General features: G+C 68.9%; 18 protein-coding genes and 2 pseudogenes. 12 read left to right on the forward strand and 8 right to left on the reverse strand.

The features are described 5' to 3' along the window. Window positions 1-824: pseudogene (locus ISG29_RS19715) on the forward strand (IS3 family transposase); the annotation flags it as partial. Further along, window positions 812-2,219, forward strand: a pseudogene (locus tag ISG29_RS21165) (IS1634 family transposase); the annotation flags it as partial. The pseudogenes ISG29_RS19715 and ISG29_RS21165, both read left to right, overlap by 13 nt. 84 nt (window positions 2,220-2,303) lie before the next feature. On the opposite strand, the gene ISG29_RS19725 reads toward ISG29_RS21165, so the two are convergent. After that, a complete protein-coding gene (locus ISG29_RS19725) occupies window positions 2,304-2,576 on the reverse strand; it encodes a hypothetical protein (RefSeq protein WP_194505172.1) in 273 nt (90 codons plus the stop codon). A 536-nt stretch (window positions 2,577-3,112) separates the two neighbouring features. On the opposite strand from ISG29_RS19725, the gene ISG29_RS19730 reads away from it, so the two are divergent. Both ISG29_RS19730 and ISG29_RS19735 read left to right on the forward strand, forming a co-directional pair. After that, window positions 3,113-3,625, forward strand: coding sequence for an ATP-binding protein (locus tag ISG29_RS19730; protein WP_207793395.1), 513 nt, complete (start codon window positions 3,113-3,115; stop codon window positions 3,623-3,625). Window positions 3,626-4,560: 935 nt separating this feature from the next. Next, window positions 4,561-4,836 (forward strand): hypothetical protein, encoded by a 276-nt coding sequence (locus tag ISG29_RS19735; protein WP_194505244.1) that lies wholly within the window; start codon window positions 4,561-4,563, stop codon window positions 4,834-4,836. A 146-nt stretch (window positions 4,837-4,982) separates the two neighbouring features. On the opposite strand, the gene ISG29_RS19740 is transcribed toward ISG29_RS19735, so the two are convergent. Beyond that, window positions 4,983-7,676 carry a replicative DNA helicase gene (locus ISG29_RS19740; protein WP_407940250.1) on the reverse strand — a complete coding sequence of 898 codons (2,694 nt, stop codon included), beginning with the start codon at window positions 7,674-7,676 and terminating at the stop codon, window positions 4,983-4,985. Window positions 7,677-8,131: 455 nt separating this feature from the next. Here ISG29_RS19740 and ISG29_RS19745 point away from each other — a divergent pair, with 455 nt between their 5' ends. The 3 genes from ISG29_RS19745 to ISG29_RS19755 all read left to right on the forward strand — a co-directional run bounded on the left by ISG29_RS19745 (window position 8,132) and on the right by ISG29_RS19755 (window position 11,385). Further along, on the forward strand, window positions 8,132-9,499 hold the full coding sequence (locus ISG29_RS19745) for an MATE family efflux transporter (protein ID WP_194505175.1): 1,368 nt from the start codon (window positions 8,132-8,134) through the stop codon (window positions 9,497-9,499). 38 nt (window positions 9,500-9,537) lie between these two features. Further along, window positions 9,538-10,107 (forward strand): hypothetical protein, encoded by a 570-nt coding sequence (locus tag ISG29_RS19750; protein WP_194505176.1) that lies wholly within the window; start codon window positions 9,538-9,540, stop codon window positions 10,105-10,107. Window positions 10,108-10,188: 81 nt separating this feature from the next. Continuing rightward, a complete protein-coding gene (locus ISG29_RS19755) occupies window positions 10,189-11,385 on the forward strand; it encodes a hypothetical protein (RefSeq protein WP_194505177.1) in 1,197 nt (398 codons plus the stop codon). Window positions 11,386-11,490: 105 nt separating this feature from the next. Here the strand turns inward: ISG29_RS19755 and rplI are convergent, their stop codons facing one another. The 4 genes from rplI to rpsF form a co-directional block, all read right to left on the reverse strand. Continuing rightward, entirely contained in the window at window positions 11,491-11,937 is a 447-nt protein-coding gene (gene rplI, locus ISG29_RS19760) for a 50S ribosomal protein L9 (RefSeq protein ID WP_194505178.1), read from the reverse strand. A gap of 14 nt (window positions 11,938-11,951) precedes the next feature. Further along, complete coding sequence (gene rpsR / locus ISG29_RS19765) at window positions 11,952-12,188, reverse strand: 30S ribosomal protein S18 (protein WP_194505179.1); 237 nt, start codon at window positions 12,186-12,188, stop codon at window positions 11,952-11,954. Between the two features lie 116 nt (window positions 12,189-12,304). Further along, window positions 12,305-12,892 (reverse strand): single-stranded DNA-binding protein, encoded by a 588-nt coding sequence (locus ISG29_RS19770; protein WP_194505180.1) that lies wholly within the window; start codon window positions 12,890-12,892, stop codon window positions 12,305-12,307. Window positions 12,893-13,050: 158 nt separating this feature from the next. Beyond that, entirely contained in the window at window positions 13,051-13,341 is a 291-nt protein-coding gene (gene rpsF / locus ISG29_RS19775) for a 30S ribosomal protein S6 (protein WP_194505181.1), read from the reverse strand. Between the two features lie 166 nt (window positions 13,342-13,507). Between rpsF and ISG29_RS19780 the strand changes: the two genes are divergently transcribed. From ISG29_RS19780 to ISG29_RS19790, 3 genes are read left to right on the forward strand one after another with little or no spacing between them, the layout of a single operon-like run. Further along, on the forward strand, window positions 13,508-14,332 hold the full coding sequence (locus ISG29_RS19780) for a deoxyribonuclease IV (RefSeq protein WP_194505182.1): 825 nt from the start codon (window positions 13,508-13,510) through the stop codon (window positions 14,330-14,332). Between the two features lie 35 nt (window positions 14,333-14,367). Next, complete coding sequence (locus tag ISG29_RS19785; protein ID WP_328829951.1) at window positions 14,368-15,534, forward strand: lipid II:glycine glycyltransferase FemX; 1,167 nt, start codon at window positions 14,368-14,370, stop codon at window positions 15,532-15,534. A 10-nt stretch (window positions 15,535-15,544) separates the two neighbouring features. Continuing rightward, window positions 15,545-16,600 (forward strand): alanine racemase, encoded by a 1,056-nt coding sequence (locus ISG29_RS19790; RefSeq protein ID WP_194505183.1) that lies wholly within the window; start codon window positions 15,545-15,547, stop codon window positions 16,598-16,600. 447 nt (window positions 16,601-17,047) lie between these two features. Here the strand turns inward: ISG29_RS19790 and ISG29_RS19795 are convergent, their stop codons facing one another. Both ISG29_RS19795 and ISG29_RS19800 read right to left on the reverse strand, forming a co-directional pair. Further along, the gene (locus tag ISG29_RS19795; protein ID WP_194505184.1) at window positions 17,048-18,481 is read right to left on the reverse strand and encodes a glycosyltransferase family 87 protein; all 1,434 of its coding nucleotides are present in this window, start codon (window positions 18,479-18,481) and stop codon (window positions 17,048-17,050) included. After that, window positions 18,478-20,844 (reverse strand): transglycosylase domain-containing protein, encoded by a 2,367-nt coding sequence (locus tag ISG29_RS19800; protein ID WP_194505185.1) that lies wholly within the window; start codon window positions 20,842-20,844, stop codon window positions 18,478-18,480. The genes ISG29_RS19795 and ISG29_RS19800 overlap by 4 nt, the downstream gene beginning before the upstream one ends. A gap of 231 nt (window positions 20,845-21,075) precedes the next feature. On the opposite strand from ISG29_RS19800, the gene ISG29_RS19805 reads away from it, so the two are divergent. Together ISG29_RS19805 and ISG29_RS19810 are read left to right on the forward strand one after the other, a co-directional pair. Beyond that, window positions 21,076-21,726 carry a PadR family transcriptional regulator gene (locus tag ISG29_RS19805; protein WP_194505186.1) on the forward strand — a complete coding sequence of 217 codons (651 nt, stop codon included), beginning with the start codon at window positions 21,076-21,078 and terminating at the stop codon, window positions 21,724-21,726. Between the two features lie 28 nt (window positions 21,727-21,754). Continuing rightward, complete coding sequence (locus ISG29_RS19810; protein WP_194505187.1) at window positions 21,755-22,840, forward strand: inositol-3-phosphate synthase; 1,086 nt, start codon at window positions 21,755-21,757, stop codon at window positions 22,838-22,840. Window positions 22,841-23,088: the final 248 nt, after the last annotated feature.

Raw genomic sequence — 23,088 nt, forward strand, 5'->3', positions numbered from 1 at the left:
TTACGCCTGGCTCAAGTCAGCTCCCGCACGCGAGGAACGTGCCCGGGCTGATGCCGAGCTCGCGCAGCGGATCAGGGCCGTCCACGGCGAGGACAACACCCAGGGTGCGCCACGGATCACCGCTGAGCTCAACGACGGCACCCAGCCCCAACGATCGGGTCAACCACAAGCGCGTCGCCAGGGTGATGCGCGCCGAAGGCATCCGCGGCTACGCGAAGAAGCGCCGGGTGCGGACCACCATCCCTGAACCCTCGGGGCAGAAGTACCCCGACCTGCTCAAGCGGAACTTCACCGCCGATGCCCCGAACCGACGCTACGTCGGAGACATCACCTACCTGCCGTTGACCGACGGCACGAACCTCTATCTGGCCACCGTCATCGACTGCTACTCCCGGCGGCTTGCCGGGTGGGCTGTCGCTGACCACATGCGCACCGAGCTCGTCGAGGACGCGCTGAAGGCTGCCGCCGCAACCCGGGGCAGCCTCAAGGGCGCGATCTTCCACAGCGACCACGGGTCGGTCTACTGCTCGAAGGCCTACGCCAAGTTCTGCATCAAGCTCGGCGTCACCCAGTCGATGGGCGCCATCGGCTCCTCGGCAGACAACGCGTTAGCCGAGTCGTTCAACGCCACCATGAAGCGCGAGATCCTCCAAGACGCCGCCTGCTGGGCCGACGAGCTGGCCTGCCGCCGGCAGGTCTTCCGCTGGCAGGTCTTCAGGTGGCTCGTCCGCTACAACACCCGCCGCCACCACACCTGGTGCGGCTACGTGTCCCCGTCCACCTACGAGGCCCGCCGCGCCGCTACGCTGCCGACCGCCGCGTAATCACACCCCGTGTCCAAGATCCGGGGGTAGGGCCCAGGCGTCTGGTTACCCCGACCCGGATCCTGCGGACCTCCAGCGAGGTTCTTTACGAGGCTCTGAGGGCGGTCTATGCGGGGTTGGGCTTCGATGCCGTTGACGACGCGGTGTTCCGCGACCTGGTCATCGCACGCGTGGTCGAGCCGACCAGTCTGCTCGACGCCGATCGAGTGCTCGCTGACCTCGGGCGGGTCGCGGCCAGCCATTCCACCCGCAAACGCACCCTGCGCCGCGCTCAGGACGGCGGATACCGCGACCAGATCGCGGCTGCGTGCTTTGCTCACGCCGCCAGTGCCGGTGATGTGAGCTTGGTGCTCTACGACGTGACCACGTTGTACTTCGAGGCCGAGAACGAAGACGCGCTACGCCGGGTGGGGTACTCCAAAGAACGACGCGTGGACCCCCAGATCGTGGTCGGGCTGCTGGTCGACCGGACCGGGTTCCCGCTGGAGATCGGCTGTTTCGAGGGGAACAAGGCAGAGACCACCACGATCGTGCCGATCATCAAGCAGTTCCAGACCCGCCACGACCTGCTGGAGATGGTCGTGGTCGCTGATGCCGGGATGCTCTCCGCAGCGAACCTGCGGCAGCTGGACGAGGCCGGTCTACGGTTCATCGTGGGGTCGCGGGTCACCAAGGCCCCGGTCGATCTTCGAATCGCACTTCCGCTGGCACGGCGACGCCTTCGCTGATGGGCAGCTCATCGACACCATCACCCCACGGCACGGCAACCGTGCCGGCGCGTCCTCGGACCCGATGCTCAAGGCCGAACCGGTCTGGAAACCGAGCGTGCACACGGGCTCGTGGCGCGCGGTGTGGGCGTTCCCAGCCAAACGCTCCGCACGCGACAACAAGACCCTGACCCTGCAAGAGAACAAGGCCCGTGCGGCCGTGGCCGGTGAGAAGGCCGCCCGGACACCGCGGTTCGTCAAGACCCGCAACGGCGCCACCATGCTCGACGAGGCCTCGCTGGCCCGAGCTCGTCGGCTGGCCGGACTGAAGGGCTACGTCACGAACATCCCCGCAGACCTGATGCCGGCCGGGGAAGTCATCGCCAGCTACCACGACCTCTGGCGCGTCGAGCAGTCCTTCCGGATGTCCAAGACCGACCTACGCGCGAGACCGATCTTCGCTCGCACCCGCGAGGCCATCGAGGCACACCTGACCATCGTGTTCACCGCGCTCGCCGTGGCTCGCGAAGCCCAGATCCGCAGCGGGTACTCGATCCGCCACATCATCCGGGCCCTCAAGCCACTGCGCTCAGCGACCCTGCACACCAACGGCACCACGCGCAGCATCCCGCCCGCCATCGACCAAGCCCAGCAGACTCTCCTCGACCACCTCCACGCAAGGCACTAAGCCCCGTGACCCAACTCAGGTGGCCATTACGTATGCGATTGTTGCTTCTCGGGGCCGTCGCCTCCCGTCCTGAGCGCGACCACTTCACTGCGAGCCGCTATGTCCCGCCTCATACATGTGGGCAATCTTTGTCGCGACTTCGCTCCGGCGGTACGACGAAAGCGATTCGGCTGGCATCTGCAGGAGCAGTGTTGCAACAAACTGGTCAACATCAAGAAGTCCGCATATTTCATCTAGGAGTTCGTCCCTGTCGCTTGCAGCTCGAATCGCCCGCAGGAGATCCTCGGGATGCTCCAGAACTTTGAGAACTTTTGCCAAGTATTCTTCGGGGCCGAGGCCATCGCTAGACGCGTTCATCGTGGGTCTCCTGTCTCAATCCCATTCCGCTTCTTGCCGGTCTCTTGATTTTCATGACTCTTAACGTTGACAACTAGGCGGCTTGTGGGTTGCATCGGGCCGTGCTGCATTGGGGTCGGCTGAGCGTGAGTACCTCTACCTGCTGAACTCCATGGGGTCGTCACGGCCTGTGCATGGGGCGACGCCGGTGACCGTTCGAGAGCCCGTTCGAGGAGCTATCCACGCGCTTCGCGAGTCTGCACGGTTCGTGCTCTGGCCGAATATTCCGACGCGGTGAATTCAGCTGGGCGGCCTTGCGCAAGGCTAGAGAAGCGTACTGGGAGCCGATGGGATGTCGGCCCCCTTCAACTGCGTTGGATGCACTACGCGACGCGGTCTGAGCCCGAGGCCACATGAAATCAAGACCTTTCAAAGTTCGGCGCGACCAAAGCGCCCCGATTGGATGGCCTCGATCATGCCCCAGCCTACGGCCTGCCGTAACGCACGCCGTCCCTCTGCGACCTCGCCCATATGACCGCTTCGATCCTTTCGTCGAAGTGAACGTTCACGCCATCAAGGTCGCCGAGCGCGTTGGCTTCGCGGCCTTGGTTTTCGAGGCATCAGCTGGTGCGATGCGACTTGGACCGCCAGGAGTGAGGCGGACGACAATCACTGTCGGGCTCGCCGTAGCGGCCTGTCAGGCCGGGTTCTCGATCTACTTCACTATCCTCGACGATGTCGTCCGCAAGCTACGAGCCGCTGGGGCCGTCGGCAGGTTCAACCGGCAACTCGCCTCTTACCTACGCCTCGCAGTGCTTGTCGTCGAAAAGGTCGGCTACCTGTCTCTGGACCGCGACGAGGCCAACATGGTCTTGCAGCTCGTCTTACTCCGCTACGAACGCGGCTCGATGGTCATCACCAGCAACAAGGCCGTCACCGAATGGGGCACCGTGGTCCGCGACGACGTCCCGGCCACCGCAATTTTTGACCGGCTCATGCACCAGCGCGACGTCCTCGCCATTAACGACCCTCGGACCGACTCACGGACCGCCTCAACCTCGTCGCCGTGAGCCCATGCCATGATCCGCAGGCCGGGGCCGACACGTCGGGCTGTACTCCAACGGACACCTGACGTCAAACGCCGAAACGCGCGAGCCTCGGCCGTCAAGGGGTGCCCGGATCCGTCTGAGCCGGGCAGGTCGTCCAAGGCACCGGCGGCGCAGGTGAAGTCGAAGTCTGTACGCCCACGATAGCCGATCGCCCGCGTCGTTGCCCGGCAGGTCACACGACCCGGTGAGCGACTTGGTCGCAGGCTTCATACACGGCCGAGAACGGGTCTCCATGCCCCTCCCTGGGCTCGATACGCCCGATCTTGCCTGCGCCATCGTCGCAGGCCTGTTCCCCCGGCTTCCCGGATGGAACCGGCACCAACCCCTCACCGCCGAGACACGCGGTCGGTGGCGTGGTCTCGCGCGCGCGGCGCAACACCGCTGACGGGTGGCGCCAGGCCGTAACCCGACCGGGCCGGGCTCCGCATCGGCGCCGACCGCACCAGCGTTCACCTCGGCACGGGCGCGCACAGATGAACTAGAACCGCGTCGGGCAACGCCAACCCGTGGGACACCCTCCCGCCCGAGGGAGCGTTCGCACCGATGGTTGCGGGCGATCACGATGCGGTGCGGCGCTCCTACACTGAGTTGATGGAGGAACTCCCGCAGCGCGAGAAGGATCTGCTGCACGGGCTCGGAGTGCCCTACGAGTCGATGACCGCAGAGGCGAACGCACGGGCCATCGCAGCGTCGACCGCCAAAGGAGAAGAAGTCCGAGCGGCTCTTCCAGAAGACCCCTACGCAGACATGCCAGGCGCTAAGGAAGTCCTCGCCACGGCGAGCACGTTGGGAATGTCTCCGCTGACTCTGTACGACGTCATGACATGCGACACGCCCTGCCAGATAGGGGGTGTCAGATGGTCTGTGTAAGCGGTTGGTCCTGAGAAGGGATCAAGATGGCTGCTGTGACCACTGAGAACGATGAGGTAGACGTGACTGTGAGCAGCTGGGGGAGCGGCGTGGGACGTGCTGCTGCTCGGCGTACCGCACGAGCTGAGATGCCGGGCTATCAGGCTGCGGCCGACCTCGCGGCTTCGGGCGCGCTGGATGAGCTGTTCGCTCAGATCGATGCCGGTGAGATTGAGTTGACTGGCGATGGTGGGTTCAAATGCATGGGCAATCTTGCCCTCCCAAGATCAACGGATCATCACCCTGCTTGGGTTCTTCCCTGACTGACACCGGCTGGCGACCCCTAAGCGTGCGGCTCACGGATCCGTCGTTCGCAATCGTAGCGACGCTTTCGTCCAGGAATCCGCCTCGCTATCCGAGAATTCTGCGCTTCGTCCGGAAATCGGCGAGCGTCGGCAACACTGGAGACTCAGTGCGCCATGTCGACGAATCGGCTGTAGTGGCCCTGGAAGGCGACGGTGATGTCGCGGGTGGGGCCGTTGCGGTGCTTGGCGACGATGAGGTCGGCCTCGCCGGGGCGGGTCGACTCCTTCTCGTAGACGTCTTCGCGGTGCAGGAGCACGACCATGTCGGCGTCCTGCTCGATGCTGTTGTGCAGGGCGATGCCGTTGGCGACGAAGTTGTGGACACCGAGCACGGTGGCGTCGTAGACCTCCTCCTCGCCCACGGGTTCGATGCGGGCGATGGAGTCCCAGTAGATGTCGTTGGTGGCCATCACCTCGAGGTCGACGTCGCCGAGCACCTCGGCGACCTTCGCCATCCGCTCACGACTCGGGGCGTGCTTCCACATCGTGGAGCCGGAGAACGACGTGCCCATCGCCGACGCGAACTCGCGGTGGGTCAAGCCCTGGTCGTTGAGCACACCCCGCACCTTGTTCCACACCTCCACCGGGACGGTGTCGAGGTTGGTGTTCGGGCGCACGTCGCGCAACAGCGCGGCTACGCGCGTGACGGCCTCACCGCGAGCACCGTGCACGCCGATGTCGTCACAGAACCGAAGCTGGTTCTCGGCGCCGACCACGTGCACGTGCCAGCTGTCGCGGTACCCCGCCTTGCGGGCGCGCTTGATGCGCGTGAACACGTTGTAGCGGGCGAGCAGGCGGGCGACGTCGTCGGCCAGGCGTCGGCTCGTGGAGGCGTAGTAGATGCGGCCCATGCCGCGCTTCTCGTCGAGGTGCACGCAGCCATCGGTGGCCCAGAGGTGGCGAAGGAACAGCCCGACCTGGTCCTTCGGCAGGCCGAACACCCAGTCGGGGACGAACTTCTCGTGGCTGCGCAGCCCGAAGAGACCGTCCTCGTCGAGCCAGGCGGCGATCGGGTTGCGACGTCCGCGCGCCAGTCGGTACGGCGCGGGCAGACGCAGGGTGGTGACCCGGGCAGCCTCGTACTCGTCGCGCACCGCGGTGATGCCGAAGCGGCGGTGCGCCGCCTCGGCGACCGCAGTGAGGTTGGCCTCGTCGATGCTGGCGTAGCGGATCGGCTGACGCTTCACGAACGAGCCGTCGCCCAGCAGGTGGGCGAGCAGCAGCACCTCGTCGGGGTCGCGTGGGGTGATCAGCATCGGCGGCGGCACGTGGCGAACCGACCCGACCCGGGCTCCCGGAGGGATCTCGGCCAGCGGCATCCAGCCGTCGTAGGTGAGGAAGGGATGGTTGCCGGTGGCGCGGACTCGGCGTCCGGAGGCGAGCGTGACCTCGAAGGTCTGCTTCACACCGCTCGGGAAGGCGTGGGTGAGCGTGCGGGGCACCAGCTTGAGCCGCTCGTCGAGTGCCCAGACCGGCACGTCGCGCGCCTCGCCGGCCATGAGGTCACCCAGCGTGATCTCGGCGTTGGTGTCGGCGCGAAGCAGGCGGGTGTCGGCGGTCAGGCAGCCGGACTCGCGCAGGTCGCTCATCATCGGGCGCTTGTCGCCACGCTGCTCGGGGCCACGGTTGAGCTGGGAGAGCGCGATGATCGGCACCTCGAGCTCCTTGGCCAGCAGCTTGATCTGCCGGGAGAACTCCGAGACCTCGAGCTGGCGCGACTCGACCTTCTTGCCCGAGCTCATCAGCTGGAGATAGTCGATGACGACGAGCTTGAGGTCGTGCTTCTGCTTGAGCCGCCGCGCCTTGGCGCGGATCTCCATCATCGTCATGTTCGGGGAGTCGTCGATGAACATCGGGGCGCCGGAGACCTCGCCCATCTTGCGGGCCAGTTTGGTCCAGTCCTCGTCGGTCATCGCGCCGTTGCGGATGTGGTTCAGCGGCACCTTCGCCTCGGCCGAGAGCAGGCGCATGGTGATCTCCGAGCGCGTCATCTCCAGGGAGAAGAAGCACGAGGCCAGGTTGTTGTGGATCGACGCGGCCCGACACAGATCGAGAGCCAGCGTCGACTTACCCATGGCCGGGCGCGCCGCGACGATGATCATCTGACCCGCGTGCAGGCCGTTGGTCAGCTCATCGAGATCGGCGAAGCCGGTGGGGACGCCGTAGAGACCGGCCTCGCGGTTGCTGATGGCCTCGATCTCGTCGAGGACGCCGTCCATGATGTCGGCGAGCGGGGCGTAGTCCTCACCGCCGCGCTTGTCGGCGATCTTGTACACCTCGGCCTGCGCCTCGTCGACGATGTCGTCGACCTCTCCGGCGCCGGCGTAGCCGATCTGCACGATGCGGGTACCGGCGTCGACCAACCGGCGCAGGATCGCCTTCTCGCGCACGATCTCGGCGTAGTAGGCCGCGTTGGCCGCGATCGGCACGTTGGCCGACAGCGTGTGCAGGTAGGGGGCCCCGCCGATGCGCTGGAGCTCGCCGCGCCGGTTCAGCTCATTGGCCACCGTGACCATGTCGACGGGCTCGCTGCGGCCGTAGAGGTCGATGATGGCGTCGTGGATGGTCTCGTGGGTCGGGCGGTAGTAGTCGGCGCCGCGCAGCACCTCGGAGACCTCGGCGATGGCGTCCTTGCTGATGAGCATCGAACCCAGCACCGACTGCTCGGCCGCCATGTCCTGCGGTGGCGTGCGGTCGGTCGGCCCGCCGCTCGGACGCTCGCCCGGCGCGTAGGAGACGGGGCCGTCGCCCCAGTCGTCGAAGGGCGGCTGCGGGGTGTAGCTGGTCTCGTCGGTGATGCTCACCTGGTCTCCTCCTCGCCGATGCACGAGACGCTAGCCACGGGCACCGACACCTCCGCTCCGAGAACATGCGGCGGAGTGCTCGAGAGCCGCCTGGAGGACGCGACGCTACGTGCCGGAACGGGTCCGGGAACAGGGCCCTATCCACAGGCATTGGGGATAACTCGGCGACTTCCGTGGAGGACGGGGGATTTCATGTGCACAGGGTGGGGAGAGAGCTGTGGAGAACTCCCGTCCGGGTTGCCGCAAACCCATCCTGACCTGCGACGATGGTCAGTCACACGTGTGGAGCGAAAACAATCGGGAAATCGGTGGCGTTCACCTGCGTGTTACCTGCGCCACACCTGTCGGTATGTCGACACAAACGGCTCGGTTCCTGATATCCACAGAGCCCACGGAGTTATCCACCGCATGGTCCGAACGGACTATCGCCGCTCGAAAGGCCGACTGGTATGACCGGGCCATCGCGCCGTCCCAGACTCCGCCATAGCCACCCCGACGCCGGCCATCGAGCCACCGACCGTGCGATCGTGCGGCTCGCCGTGCCGGCGTTCCTGGCCCTCGTCGCCGAGCCCTTGTTCCTGCTGGGCGACGCCGCCGTCGTCGGGCACCTCGGCACCGCTGAGCTGGCCGGACTCGGGCTGGCCTCCGTCGTGCTCCAGACGATCGTCGGACTCTGCGTCTTCCTCGCCTACGGCACCACCGCGGGCGTGGCCCGCAGGCTCGGTGCGGGCGATCGCGCCGGTGCTCTGGCTCTCGGTCTCGACGGCGCATGGCTCGCCGTGATCATCGGCGTCGTCGCCACCGGCCTGGGCCAACTGCTCACCACACCGGTGCTCTCGCTGCTGGACGTACCGGCCGCGACCCTCGACCACGCCACCACCTACCTGCGCATCGCCCTGCTCGGCGTCACCCCCCTGCTCGTCATGCTCGCCACCACCGGCGTGCTGCGCGGTCTCCAAGACACCCGCAGCCCGCTGCTGGTGGCCGTGATCGGCAACCTCGCCAACCTGGGACTCAACGTCGTGCTCGTCTTCGGTCTCGGGCTCGGGATCGCCGGCTCGGCACTCGGCTCCGTGCTCGCCCAACTCGGCAGCGCCGCCGCCCTGCTCGTCGTCGTGGTACGCGGAGCCCGTCGCGAGGGCGCTCGCCTCCGGCCCGACGCGGACGGCGTCCGCCAGGCCGCGCGCGCCGGCGTCCCGCTCGTCGTGCGCACCCTCACCCTGCGCGCCGCCCTGCTCGCCACCACGGTGGCCGTCACGGCCGGCAGCGCGGTCGGGAGCACCGACGTCGATCTCGCGACGCACCAACTCGCCATGACGCTGTGGGGGTTCTTGGCCTTCGCCCTCGACGCTCTCGCCATCGCCGGCCAAGCGCTGACCGGGCGCAGTCTCGGGGCCGGTGACCTCGAGCAGACCCGGGCCCTGACCCGCCGTCTCGTGCGGTGGGGTTGGCTCGGCGGCCTCGTGGCCGGAGTCGCGCTCGCCGCGGCCAGTCCGCTGCTCGGGCCGTTGTTCACCTCCGACCCCGACGTGCACCGGCGGCTGGTCCCCGTGCTCGTCATCGCCGCCCTCGGCCAGCCGGTCGCGGGGGTCGTCTTCGTGCTCGACGGCGTGCTCATCGGCGCCGGCGACGGCCGCTACCTCGCCTGGGCCGGAACCCTCTGCCTGGTCCTCTACCTGCCCCTGCTCGGCTGGGGAGCCAGCGCCGGCGGCCTGCTCGGCACCTGGGTCGCGTTCGCGGCCGGGTTCATGGGCGCCCGCTGGGCGGTGCTGGTCCGGCGAGAGCGCGGCACCGCGTGGCTGGTGACCGGGGCGTGAACGAGGTCACTGCGAGCGGTGCTGCGTAGGTTGGCCCCATGCCACCCCTGCAGCTGGTCGCCCTGGGCCTGGCGGTCATCACCCTGGTCGCCCCCGCCCACGGGTACGACCTGCTGCCCGACCCGGTCGGCTGGGTGCTCGTGCTGGTCGGCCTGCGCCGGCTGCCGGCCTCCGACGCCGTGCGCCGCACGCTCCTGACGACGGCGCTGATCGCCCTGGTGGTGGCCGGCATCGTGTGGATCCCCTCGGTGCACGCCCGCGTCGACGGCGCCGACCCCTCGATCTCGTGGGCGCTCAGCCTGCCCCAGCTGGCCGTGCTCGCACTGCTCGGCCGGCACCTGCGCGCGGTCTCGGGCGAGGCTGGTGACCGCCGGGCCTCGGCGTGGTGGGCGACCTTGACGTCGCTCGTCGTCGCCGCGGCCCTGCTCCCGGTCGTCGTGCTCGGTGCCGGCGTCGGCCGGCTCACGACCGTGACCGCAGCCGTGGCCGCGCTGAGCCTCCTCGGCACGATCCTGCTCTGCTTCGCCCATGGGCAGCGCCCCTGGGCGATGCCACCCGCTCCGGTCGAGATCGACGGTTCGGCCACGAAAGGCCGCGCGGATTCGTAGCCTGGCCACTCGGCGCTCGTTGGATGACTCGGCACCACCCGGCTGCCGTCGTCGTCCGCACTCCCCCCGCCGAGGCCCTTGATGCGTGTTCCTTCCCCGTTCCGCCGCACTCCCGCGAAGCCGCTGACGTGCGCCCTGGCCGCCTCGGTCGTGGCCGGAGCGCTGCTCCCGGTCGCCTTTGGCACCAGCGCCCACGCCGCGGACGCCTGCACCACCGAGGTCGCGCCGACCAACCAGCTCGGCGTCCGCTCGGGGGCTCCGTGTGACGACCAGTCGCCTCCGGAGACCACGATCACCGCTCAGCCGCAGGTGAGCGCGGCCGGCTACGCCTCCACGCACACGCTGACCTTCGACTTCACCGGCGCCTACACCGACGCCGACACCGACCCCATCGTCTTCCAGTGCCAGTTCTTCCAGGGCACCGCGCCCACCGACTGGAGCGACTGCACCAGCCCCGTGACCTACGACGAGTCCGACGGCGTCAAGGACACCACCGACACCCCCTTCACGTTCCGCGTCCGGGCCATCGACCGCGCCGACCACCAGATCGACGCCACCGCAGCCGGCCCGTTGGGCCCGACCCTGCAGCCGGGGGCGGCCACCGACCTGCCCGACCTCGACGAGAGTCCCGCGCAGGCCCAGGTCTTCGTCGACACGACGGCTCCGCAGACCTACATCTTCGGCACGCCCAGCGACCTGGAGTCGCCCCAGCGGCCGATGACCACCACCAACAGCCCGACCCTCCAGCTCGCCGCCTCCGAGCGCTCGGTGGCCCTGGCCTGCACGGTCAACGACCGGAGCGTTCCGTGCTCGACCGGCAAGCAGACCTTCCGGCGGTTGGCGCCCGGCGAGACGACGATCACCGCCCAGGCCACCGACCGCGCCGACAACGTCGGCAACATCGCGCAGACCACGTTCTGGGTGCCCGCCGACATCACGGTCTCCGACCAGCCGAAGTGGACGACCTACAAGAAGGGCGGGTACTTCGGCCGCACGCTCGCACGCACCACCCGACGAGGCGCCACGCTGTCGTTCGAGGGCACCGATGTGCGCGAGGTCCGACTGCTCGCCACCACCGGCCCCGGACAGGGTCTGCTGAAGTACAAGACGCCCGGCATGAAGTGGTGGAAGAAGATCCCCCTCGGCGGGAAGACCCTGGAGCGTAAGGACGTCGTGCTGGTGCGGGGCACCCACGCCAACTCCTTCACCGGGGCCTTCCGGCTCAAGACGTTCCGCGGCGGCAGGCCGGTGAGTCTCGACGCGATCATGATGCGCTGAGCGCGTCGGCCAGCAGATCAGCCGGAACGGCAGCGGGGCCGGACCCCTCCGTGTGGGAGGGATCCGGCCCCGCTGTCGTCATCGGGTCGTGCCGGTGGGCCGAGGTCAGCCCTTGACGACGTTGAGCGCGACGGTGGCGCTCACCTCGTCGTGCAGGCGCACGGTGACCTGGTGGGCACCGAGGGACCGGATCGGGTTGCTGATCGCGATCGTGCGCTTGTCGATGGTCTCGCCGCTGGTCTCGGCGACCGCGCCGGCGATCTCCGCCGGCGTGACCGAGCCGAAGAGGCGTCCGCTCTCGCCGGCCTTGACCGTGACGTTGACCGTGCCCTGCTCGAGGGCGGTCTTGATCTGCTCGGCGTGCGCGAGATCGCGCACCGAGCGGGCCGAGCGAGCCGAGCGGATCGACTCGACGGTCTTCTCGGCGCCGCGGGTCCAGCGGATCGCCACGCCCCGCGGGACGAGGTAGTTACGGCCGTAGCCGTCCTTCACCTCGACGATGTCGCCGGGGCCACCGAGTCCGGTGACCTCCTGGGTCAGGATGAGCTTCATGGTGCGACTCCTCCTCAGCGACCGGTCGAGGTGTAGGGCAGCAGAGCCACCTCACGGGCGTTCTTGACGGCGATGGCCACGTCGCGCTGGTGCTGGACGCAGTTGCCGGTCACCCGCCGAGCGCGGATCTTGCCGCGGTCGGAGATGAACTTGCGGAGCAGGGTGGTGTCCTTGTAGTCGACACTGCCCGACTTCTCCTTGCAGAACTGGCAAACCTTCTTCTTGGGCTTGCGCATCACTGCCTTGGCCATTGTGGTGCTTCCTCTCGTGAAGCCCGTTCCGGAGTGGCTACCGGATCGGAATGGTTGGGGTGTGGATGGATGGGTTGATCGATGCGATCAGGGAGCGTGAGCGCTCAGGCGGGAGATCAGAACGGGGGCTCGTCGCCCACGCCCGGGGCACCCCAGGGGTCGCCGCCGGAGGGACGAGACGAACCGCCCCCCTGGCCACCCCCCTGGCCGCCGCCGGAGTCGCCCCAGCCGCCCTGACCACCGGAGCGTCCACCGCCCTGCTGGGGACCAGACGTCGCCCACGGGTCGTTCTGGGCGCTCCCGCCACCGCCACCGCCGGAGTAACCGCCCCCGGAGCCCCGAGAGGCCTTGGTGACCTTGGCCGTGGCGTACTTCAGCGACGGGCCGACCTCTTCGACGTCGAGCTCCATGACGGTGCGGCGCTCGCCCTCGCGGGTCTCGTACGAGCGGCTCTTGAGCCGACCCTGCACGACGACGCGGGCTCCCTTGGTGAGGGACTCCGCGACGTTCTCGGCCGCCTGCCGCCAGATCGAGCACGAGAGGAAGAGGGCTTCGCCGTCCTCCCACTCGTTGGTCTGGCGGTTGAAGGTGCGCGGCGTCGAGGCGATCCGGAAGTTCGCCACGGCCGCACCCGACGGGGTGAAGCGCAGCTCCGGGTCGTCGACGAGGTTGCCGACCACCGTGATGACGGTCTCGCCTGCCATGGGGTCTCCCTAGATGGTGATGTCAGTGGATCCGTGGGTTGGCCACCCTCGGTGGCCCCGGTCAACGCGTCGATCCTCGCAGGGATCTTCGAGCACCGGGAGGTGGTCGTCCACAGGTCCAGCGATCGATCGATCAGCCGGATCGTTGCGGTTCGGGCTCAGCGGAGCTCGGGCCGCAGGACCTTGGTGCGCAGGATCGCCTCGTTCAGGCCGAGCTGACGGTCGAACTCCTTGACCGTCGCGGGCTCGGCGGTGAGCGAGATGACCGCGTAGATGGCCTCGGTGTTCTTCTTGATCTCGTAGGCCAGGCGACGACGGCCCCACACGTCGAGGGACTCGACGGTGCCGCCGTCCTTGGTCACCACGCCGAGGTACTTCTCCAACGACGGATTGATCGTCCGCTCGTCGAGACTCGGGTCGAGGATGACCATCACTTCATAGGCACGCACAGCGGTCTCCACCTCCTCTGGACTGGAAACGGCCACGGTCTCTCCGTGGCAGGAGGGCTTTGCGTAGTGTGCGCCGACCCATCGGTGGGCACGACGCGACAGGGCAGGCTACCAGCGCGGCGACCGGGCCGGCGATTTGTCGTCGACGCCTCCTAGGGTGGCGGGCATGAGCAGCCAGACCCCCGCCGGCAGCGCGCCCCAGATCATGATCGGTGCCCACGTCGAGCAGACCGACCCGCTGGCCGAGGCGGCCCAGCGCGAGGCGCCGCTGGTGCAGTTCTTCCTCGGTGACCCGCAGGGCTACCGGGGCCCCGAGATCCGCTACGAGGGTGGGGCCGCGAAGCTGCGGGCCGACGCCGAGGCGGCCGGTGTCGCCCTGTACGTGCATGCGCCGTACATCGTCAACGTCGCCACGACCAACAACCGCATCCGCATCCCGAGTCGCAAGCTGCTCCAACAACACATGGACGCCGCCGCCGAGATCGGCGCGCGAGGCCTGATCGTGCACGGCGGTCACGTCAACAAGGCCGACGACCCGGCGAAGGGCTTCGACAACTGGCGCAAGGCCATCGAGGCGACCGACCTCAAGATCCCGCTCCTGATCGAGAACACCGCCGGTGGCGACAACGCCATGGCTCGCCACCTCGAGCGCATCGAGCGGGTCTGGGAGGCGGTCGGCCGGGCCGAGGGTGCCGACCGGGTCGGGTTCTGCCTCGACACCTGCCACGCCCACGCGGGCGGCATCGAGCTGACCGACGTGGTGGCACGGATCCGCGCGATCACCGGGCGCATCGACCTCGTGCACTGCAACGACAGCCGCGACGAGTTCGACTCCGGCGCCGATCGGCACGCGAACTTCGGCGCGGGCCTCATCGAGCCCGACCTGCTGGCCCACGTGGTCCGTGAGGCCGCCGCGCCCGTGGTGTGCGAGACCCCGGGGCCCGCAGAGGCGCACGCCGCCGACTTCGCCTGGCTGCGCGAGCGGCTCTGATCGATCACCCCCACGGCGCCGGTAGCCTCCCGACTGTGTCTGCCAACGATCCCCTGACCGTCCGCGCGATCGACGAGGCCGACCACCTGGCCTTCATCGCCACGCAGCCCTCGGCCAGCTTCCTGCAGACCCCGGCCTGGGGCCGGGTCAAGGCAGAGTGGCGCCGGGAGTCCCTCGGGTTCTTCGACGGGCCCGACCTCGTCGGCACCGCGCTGGTGCTCTACCGCCAGCTGCCGAAGCTCAAGCGCTTCCTCGCCTACGTGCCCGAGGGGCCGGTGCTCGACTGGAGCTCGGAGTGGGCGGGCTCGCAGTTGGCTCAGGCCCTGGTGCCGCTGGCCCGCCACTGCAAGGCGGCCGGCGCCTTCGGCGTCCGTATCGGCCCTCCTGTGGTCACGGCCCGCTGGAGCGCGCAGCAGGTCAAGGACGGCATCGCCGATGAGTCCGTCGCCCGGCTCACCGACCTCGCCCCCGACGAGCGCGGCCCCGCGGGGGCTCGCGTCGTGGCTCAACTGCGCGAGCTCGGCTGGCAGCAGCAGCTCACCGAGGGCGGCTTCTCCGCCGGCCAGCCGCAGTACAACTTCTGGGTTCGGCTCGCTGGCGACGACGGCGCGCCTCTCGACGAGGACGCCGTGCTGAAGACCATGAACCAGCAGTGGCGCCGCAACATCAAGAAGGCCGCCAAGGCGGGCGTCGAGGTCAGCGGCACGACCGGAGCCGACGAGGCGCTCGCGGTGCTGGAGGAGTTCCACGGCCTCTACGTGCACACCGCCGAGCGCGACCACTTCACCCCGCGCCCGCTCGGCTACTTCCGCACCATGGTCGAGGCGATGGCCGCCGAGGCTCCCGACCGGATCCGGCTCTACACCGCCCGGCACGAGGGCGACCTCGTGGCCGCGACCATCGCGGTGCGGGTCGGTCGGCACGCCTGGTACTCCTACGGCGCCTCCTCGACCGAGAAGCGCGATGTACGCGGGTCGAACGCCGTGCAGTGGCAGATGATGCGCGACGCCCTCGCGGCGGGCGCGACCGTCTACGACCTGCGCGGCATCACCGACACCCTCGACGCCGACGACCCTCACGTGGGGCTGATCCAGTTCAAGGTCGGCACCGGCGGCGAGGCGGTCGAGTACGCCGGCGAATGGGATCTGCCGCTGAACCGGGCGCTGTACAAGGCGTTCTCGCTCTACATGGCCCGGCGTTGAGGGTTCTGCCATGAGCCTCGTGCTGCACGTCGACGGCGACCGCTGGCGCAACCACCTGCGCGAGACGCACGCCGCGTCACCGGGCCTGGTGCCGGTGGCCAAGGGCAACGGCTACGGTCTCTCGGTCGGTCGGCTGGCGCGGCGGGCCCAGTGGCTCGGCGTCGACACGCTGGCCGTGGGCACCTACCCCGAGCTGCCCGAGGTGGTGCAGCGCTTCGACGGCGACCTGCTGGTGCTCACTCCGTGGCGCGCGACCGACCCACCGCTCGCCGCCGCCGCCGAGCGCGTCGTGCACACCGTCTCGCGCGGCGACGACCTCGTGGTCCTCCTCGAGCGCAACCCGCGTGCGCGGTTCGTGCTCGAGCGCGCCACCTCGATGCTGCGCCACGGCATGACCGCACGCGAGCTCTGGGACGCCGCACGCGTCGTCCGCTCGACGCGCGGCGCTCGGTGCGAGGGCGTGGCACTGCACCTGCCGCTGGGCCGGGGCGGCAACCTCGCCGAGGCGGAGCGACTGCTCACCGAGGTGGTGGGCGCCGACCTGCCCGGCGCCGCGAGGCGCACCGTATACGTCTCACACCTCTCTCGTGCCGAGCTCGGCACCCTCACCCAGCGGTGGCCCGACCTCGTCGTCCGGCCCCGCATCGGCACCTCGCTGTGGCTCGGCGACCGCGACGCCTTGCGGGTCAGCGCCGAGGTGCTCGACGCGCACGAGCTGCCGCGGGGCACCGCCTTCGGCTACCGGGGGCGCAGCTTCGCGCGCAGCGGACACCTGCTCGTCGTCTCCGGCGGCACCGCCCACGGCATCGGCCTCGAGGCACCCACCGGGGATCTCGGCGCCCGCGGCCGCGCCGCCACCCTCGCGCGGGGCGGTCTCGGGGCGCTGGGCCTGGTGCGCTCGCCGTTCTTCGTCGACGGTGCCCAGCGGCTCTTCGCCGAGCCGCCGCACATGCAGGCCTCCATGCTCTTCGTGCCCGCCGGTGACCGCGTGCCCGCGGTCGGCGACCGAGTCGACGTCCGGGTGCGCTACACGACCACGACCGCCGACCGCGTCGAGATCGACTGAGCCGCAGGCACCGAGTCGGTACGAGCCCCGCTCGCGCCGGATCCACCTCGAGCCGGCTCGGTGTGGGGCTGGGTTCCCCTGGGCGAGTTCGTTCACCTCTTCGGGTGAAGTGCGGTGGGACGAGCCCGCCCGACACTGCTCCGGGTTTGGGGCCGGTGCTCTGGATCCCCCCAGGGGGGCGCACCGGCCCCACCGCCGTATCCGTGCCCCCGCACGCGAAACGACGAACGGTGGGCCAGCGGTGTGAGTGCGGTGGCCCACCGGATCGCCGTCGCCCCCCGAGCGACGGCGATGAGACCACTGTGGGCGGTGACGCGAACCGAACACAAGGCTCTGGCCATCGCGTCTGCGCCTGAGCGGATTTTGTTGCTTGTGTGTGCAATCTTTGTGGAGGGTTGTTGGAAGAGGCCCGGGCCGGAGGCGCGCCGCCCGGTCTCTCGGGAGCCCTCAGCGACCCACGGGTACGGCGGACTCCGAGACGTCGGGCCGTATCCGCGGCGCCGAGGGCCCACGCAGCAGGTCGCGCACGATCAAGGCGACCAGGTACAGCTCGCCGGCCATCCGCACCGCGATCGCGAGCCAGTAGAACCCGGCGTCACCGCCACCTCCCGGCTTGAGCTCACCGCCGAGGTACCACCAGACGGAGGCGAAGTAGAGCACCTCGCAGGCCTGCCACACGATCTGGTCGCGCCAGCGCGGCCGAGCGAGCACCGCGAACGGCAGCAGCCACAGCGCGTACTGCGGGGAGTAGACCTTGTTCACGAGCAGGAAGCCCACGACCAGCAGGAAGCCGAGCTGCGCGAACGTCGGTCGGTTCGGCGCCCGGAGGCCGAGCACCAGCACGCCGAGGCACCACGCCGCGAAGAAGACCAGCGACACCTCGTTGATCGTGGACGGCGAGATCGTGGTAGCGAACGCCTGGTCGATGACCAGCCAGATCGAGCCGAGGTCGGCACCGCGATCGGAGTTGAAGGTCCAGAAGACCTGCCATTGCGAGAACCCCGAGATCATCGCCGGCAGGTCGACCACCAGCCACGCCACTGCTGCCGCCACGCTGGCCAGGGCGAGGTCGCGCCACCGCCGTTGTCGCCAGCAGAGCACGAGCAGCCCGCCGAGCAGGAACAGCGGGTAGAGCTTGGCGGCGGTGCCGAGCCCGATCAGGACTCCGGTGAGCAGCGGACGGTCGCGCGCCCACGACCATAGGATCCCCGCGACGATCGCGACGGCGATGAGATCCCAGTTGATCAGCGCGGTGAGGGCGAGCACCGGGGCCGCGGCGAACGCGGCGGCGTCCCACGGACGACGCGGTGTCACGCCGGCGAGCAGCCACGTGGCCAGCAGCGCCAAGGCAGCGAACCCGAGCGCGTTGACGATGACGAACGCCCGGATCTCGCGCTGCACGTCGGGTCGGCCGTAGAGGTCCGCGGTCGGCCCGGACTCGCGGTCGGCGAGATCCGGCCAGCCGGTCAGGGCCTGCGCCGCGAGCGCGGTGCCGTAGGCCCAGTACGAGATCCCGACCGGATACTCCATGACTTGCGGGTAGCGGGCCCGCACGTCGGGATCCTCGGAGTAGGGCCAGGCGCGCTCGGCCAGCCCGCGACCGGTGTAGAGGTAGGGCAGGTCGGAGTAGCACATGTGCGTGTAGCGCTGCTGCCCGTTGGTCCAGGTGTCCTCGTAGCAACCCGACTTCTGCGCCATGCCAAGCACGAAGCACAGCGCGGTGAGCGCCAGCAGCACCCGCACCGGCGTCCAGAACCAGTGCCGACCCGCATGCTGACCCCGAGGGCCCCCGACGACGGCACTGAGCCGGCCGACGACGGGGTCGTCGAGCGTCGGCGCCACGACGGCGTCCCGCAGAGCGGGTCTGCCAGGACCGGTCACGACAGGAGCATCCGCCACAGCAGCAGACCCGCCGAGACCTCCTCGGCCATCGGCTGACGCCCGTTCGGGTTGCCACCCGCGGACGGCGAGGCGCTGGCGCCGCCGCTCGAGCTGGCGCTCGGGCTGGGACTGGAGCCGCCGGAGCCGGAGGAGGAGGGCGAGTCCGAGGGGTTGCACAGGATGCCACTGCACCCAGACGACGACGCCGTGGGCGAGGGGGTCTTGGTGGGCGTCGAGCTCGAGGTCGGCGAGCTCGACTTCGTGGGCGAGGGCCTCGTGGTGGGCGAGGCCTTCTTCGTCGGCTGCGGAGTCAGGGTCGGCGAGGGGTCGTGCCCGCTGGTGGGCGCGGTGCCGTCGACGTAGGCCGGCTCGGGGAAGTCCTCGACCTTGCGGCCGGCCATGATCGGCTCCATGATCGCGGCCCACGTGTCGGTGGGGTAGTCGGCGCCGAAGTACGACGGCAGCCACCCGTCGAGCTGGTCGTCACCGTCGCCGCGCACGTACATGACCGCGGTCGAGACCTGCGGGGTGTATCCCACGAACCACGCGGAGGAGACCTCGTCCTTGTCGTTGGTGGCCGTGCCGGTCTTGCCGGCTGCCGGTCGCCCGATGGCCTGCGCCGCCTGACCGGTGCCATCGGTCACGTTCTCCTGCAGCGAGTAGGAGACGTCGGAGGCGATGTCGGAGCTCATCGCCTTCTCCTGGGACTGCTTGTAGCTGTAGTCGTCGGCCTGGCCGTCGGTGGACTCCACGCTCTCGATGAGATGCACCGGCACCCGCTCCCCGCCGTTGGCGATGGTCGCGTAGGTGTTGGCCATGTTGATCGGGCTGACCCTTGCACGGCCGAGGGTGATGAGGGTGTCATCGGGGCTGAGGTCGCGACTGGTGCTGGGGATGCCCGGGTAGGCGTCGTCGGCCTCGGTCGGCGGGATGCCCATCTTCTCGGCCTCGGCGTAGATCTTCTTCGGACCGTCGGGGATCGAGTTCGACATGTCCACGAAGGCGGTGTTGATCGACTTCTCCATCGCGGTGATCGCGTCGACCGACGTGCCGTAGTCCTCGCCCTCACCGTCGGGTCCGGTGCCCTCGTTGCGCACCTTCAACCCGTCGGGGAACTCGAAGGGGGAGTTGCCGGCGAAGCGGTCCTTGAGCGAGAAGCCGGCCTGGAGAGCGGCGGTGAGAGTGATCGGCTTCATCGTCGAGCCGACCATCCCGCCCGCCGTGGCCCAGTTGATCTGGGAGTCCAGGAAGTCCTGGCCGGCGTAGAACCCGAGCAGCTTGCCCGTGCCGACCTCGACGCTGGCGCTGGCGGCGTGCAGCTGCTTGTCGCCGAACCCGTCGGGGCGCGCCGAGATGATGCCGTCCTCGTTCGCCTTCATCGCCTCGGGCGTGAGCGTGGTCGTGACGCGCAGGCCGCCGCCGTCGATCTGGTCGTCGGTGTAGCCCAGCGCGTGCAACTGGTCGCGCACCAGCGTGAGCACATGGCCCTTCTGGTCGCCGTAGCTGCTCTGCGCGTCGATCTCGGGGAACTTCGGCAGCCGCTTGATGGCCTGATCGTGCTCGGCGGCGTCGATGGTGCCCATCTTGAGCATGGAGTCGAGGACGTACTCGTAGCGGCCCTTGAGCGCCCGCTTGTTGGCCTTGCCGTTGGCGGGGTCGAAGCGGCTCGGGTTGTTGAGCACCGCGGCGAGCACCGCCGACTGCCGCAACGTGAGTCGTCGTGCGGGCTTGTCGAAGTAGGCCTTGGCGGCGGCCTGCACGCCGTAGGCGCCGCGGCCGAAGTAGATCGTGTTGAGGTAGTTCTGGAGCAGCTCGGTCTTGCTCACCTGGCGCTGGAGCTTCAGGGCCAGGATCGCCTCCTTCAGCTTGCGCTTGTAGGACTGCTCCTGGGTCAGGTACATCACCTTCACGTACTGCTGGGTGATGGTGGAGGCGCCTTGGGTGCTGTTGCCCGAGGCGTTGTTGAACACTGCACGCAGGATGCCCTTGACGTCGATGCCCGAGTCGGTCCAGAACGTCTGGTTCTCGGCCGCCACCACGGCGTCCTTCACCGTCTGCGGCATCTGGCCGTACGGGATCGACGTGCGCCGCTGGGTCGCGAACGAGCCGACCTCCGTCTTGCCGTCGGCGTAGTAGACGAACGACGTCTGGGTCTCGAAGTCCTCGTTCGGCGTCGGGATGGGTGTGGTGCGGTAGAGGTAGTAGAAGGCACCTGCACCGATGAGGGCCACGACGACGAGGCCGACCGTGCCCCAGAGGGCGAGGCGCCCCAGGCGCTGCTTCCAGGTGCGCTTCGGCTTAGCCGCCTTGCTGGTGGGCTTCCGCGTCTCAGGAGGGCCTGCGGCCCGGCGCTTGCCAGTCACGTGCTCGTCTACTCCGGTGCTCGGGGGGCGAAGAGGGCGCCCCCGGGAGGAGTCGCCGACGCCCCAGGGTACGGCCCGACGGGTCGACGGGCGGACGCCTCGCTCGCGCCGACGCCCGTGGCGGCGTCCCGACGACGAGGTGGCGGGATCCTGATCGACGCGGTCGGGCGTGACACGCGTCTCGATAGGACGAGTTGTGGGATCGGGTGGATATATCGCTACGATGCATCCATGGCACGTCGTGGTGAGACCATCGAGCTGGCAGTCCTCGGGCTGCTGCACGAGGGCCCCATGCACGGCTACGAGCTGCGCAAGCGGCTGAACCTCATGCTCGGGTGGGGGCGGGTGCTCTCCTACGGCTCCCTCTACCCGGCGCTGAAGAAGATGCTGCGCGCGAACCTCATCGAGGAGGCGACCGTGTCGCCGGCCCCGGTGAGCAAGCGGCAGCGGATCGTCTACGAGGTCACCCCCACCGGGCACGACGAGTTCGAGCGGCTGATGTCGGAGGTCGGTCCCGCCGCGTGGGAGGACGACACCTTCGACATCCGGTTCGCCTTCTTCTCCTCCACCGACATGGAGATCCGGCTGCGCGTGCTCGAGGGCCGTCGCACCCGGCTTCAGGAGCGGCTCGAGAGAGTGCAGCAGCAGCTGTCGATGACCCAGGCCGAGGTCGATCGGTATGCGGCCGAGCTCCAGCGCCACGGCGTCGAGTCGGTCGAGCGTGAGGTGCGCTGGCTCAGCGAGCTCATCGACGCCGAGCGCGGCGTCCACGTCCGGGATGCCGAGCAGCCCGGTCCCGGTCCCCAGTTCCAACAGACCACGTTCCAACAGACCACCACGCCTCACACCGGTGAGGACGTTCGGCCGCCCACAGGCCGTTGATCACCCAACCAAGGAAGGAAGCGACCCCATGGGTTCGGTTCGAGTAGCGATCGTCGGAGTCGGCAACTGTGCCAGCTCCCTGGTCCAGGGCGTCGAGTACTACAAGGACGCCGACCCCGCCGGCACCGTGCCCGGCCTGATGCACGTCACGTTCGGTGAGTATCACGTCAACGACGTGGAGTTCGTCGCGGCGTTCGACGTCGACGACAAGAAGGTCGGCAAGGACCTCTCCGAGGCCATCAACGCCTCGCAGAACAACACCATCAAGATCTGTGAGGTGCCGACCCTCGGTGTCGAGGTGCAGCGCGGCCCGACCTACGACGGCCTGGGCAAGTACTACCGCCAGATGATCGAGGAGTCGGCGGCCGACCCCGTCGACATCGTCGCCACCCTGCGCGAGACGCAGGCCGACGTGCTCGTCTCCTACCTGCCGGTGGGCTCGGAGGAGGCCGACAAGTTCTACGCCCAGTGCGCCATCGACGCCGGCGTCGCCTTCGTCAACGCACTGCCCGTGTTCATCGCCTCCGACCCCGAGTGGGCTCAGAAGTTCACCGACGCCGGCGTGCCGATCGTCGGCGACGACATCAAGAGCCAGATCGGCGCCACCATCACCCACCGGGTGATGGCCAAGCTGTTCGAGGACCGCGGCGTCACGCTCGACCGCACCTACCAGCTCAACGTCGGCGGCAACATGGACTTCAAGAACATGCTCGAGCGCGAGCGTCTGGAGTCCAAGAAGGTCTCCAAGACCCAGGCCGTCACCTCCAACCTCAAGGGCGAGCTGGCCGACAAGGTCTCCGACCGCAACGTGCACATCGGTCCCTCCGACCACGTCGAGTGGCTCGACGACCGCAAGTGGGCCTACGTCCGCCTCGAGGGCCGCAACTTCGGCGACGTCCCGCTCAACCTCGAGTACAAGCTCGAGGTGTGGGACTCCCCGAACTCGGCCGGCATCATCATCGACGCCCTGCGCGCCGCGAAGATCGCCAAGGACCGCGGCATCGGCGGCCCGATCGTCTCGGCGTCCTCGTACCTGATGAAGTCCCCGCCGGTGCAGCTGCCCGACGACGAAGGACGGCGCCGGGTCGAGGCGTTCATCGCCGGAGACGAGTAGCCCGACGGAGGAGGGCCACTCCTACCGCCCGCAGGTCGAGCAAGCCCGCGACTGAGGAACGAAGTCGCGCCCGGTGTGTCGAGACCCCGGGAGACGAGTGACCCTCACTCTCGTCTGACTCACCCACAGCCCGCCCGGATTCGATCCGGGCGGGCTGTGGCGTTCGGCGGGAGTTTTATCGGGGGCCCGATAGAACTGCGACTCCCCCGATGAGGCTTCATCGGTGAACCGGAGGATTCAACGGCCCC

Origin of the sequence: Nocardioides acrostichi, assembly GCF_015319165.1 — a bacterium.
GTDB lineage: Bacteria > Actinomycetota > Actinomycetes > Propionibacteriales > Nocardioidaceae > Nocardioides > Nocardioides acrostichi.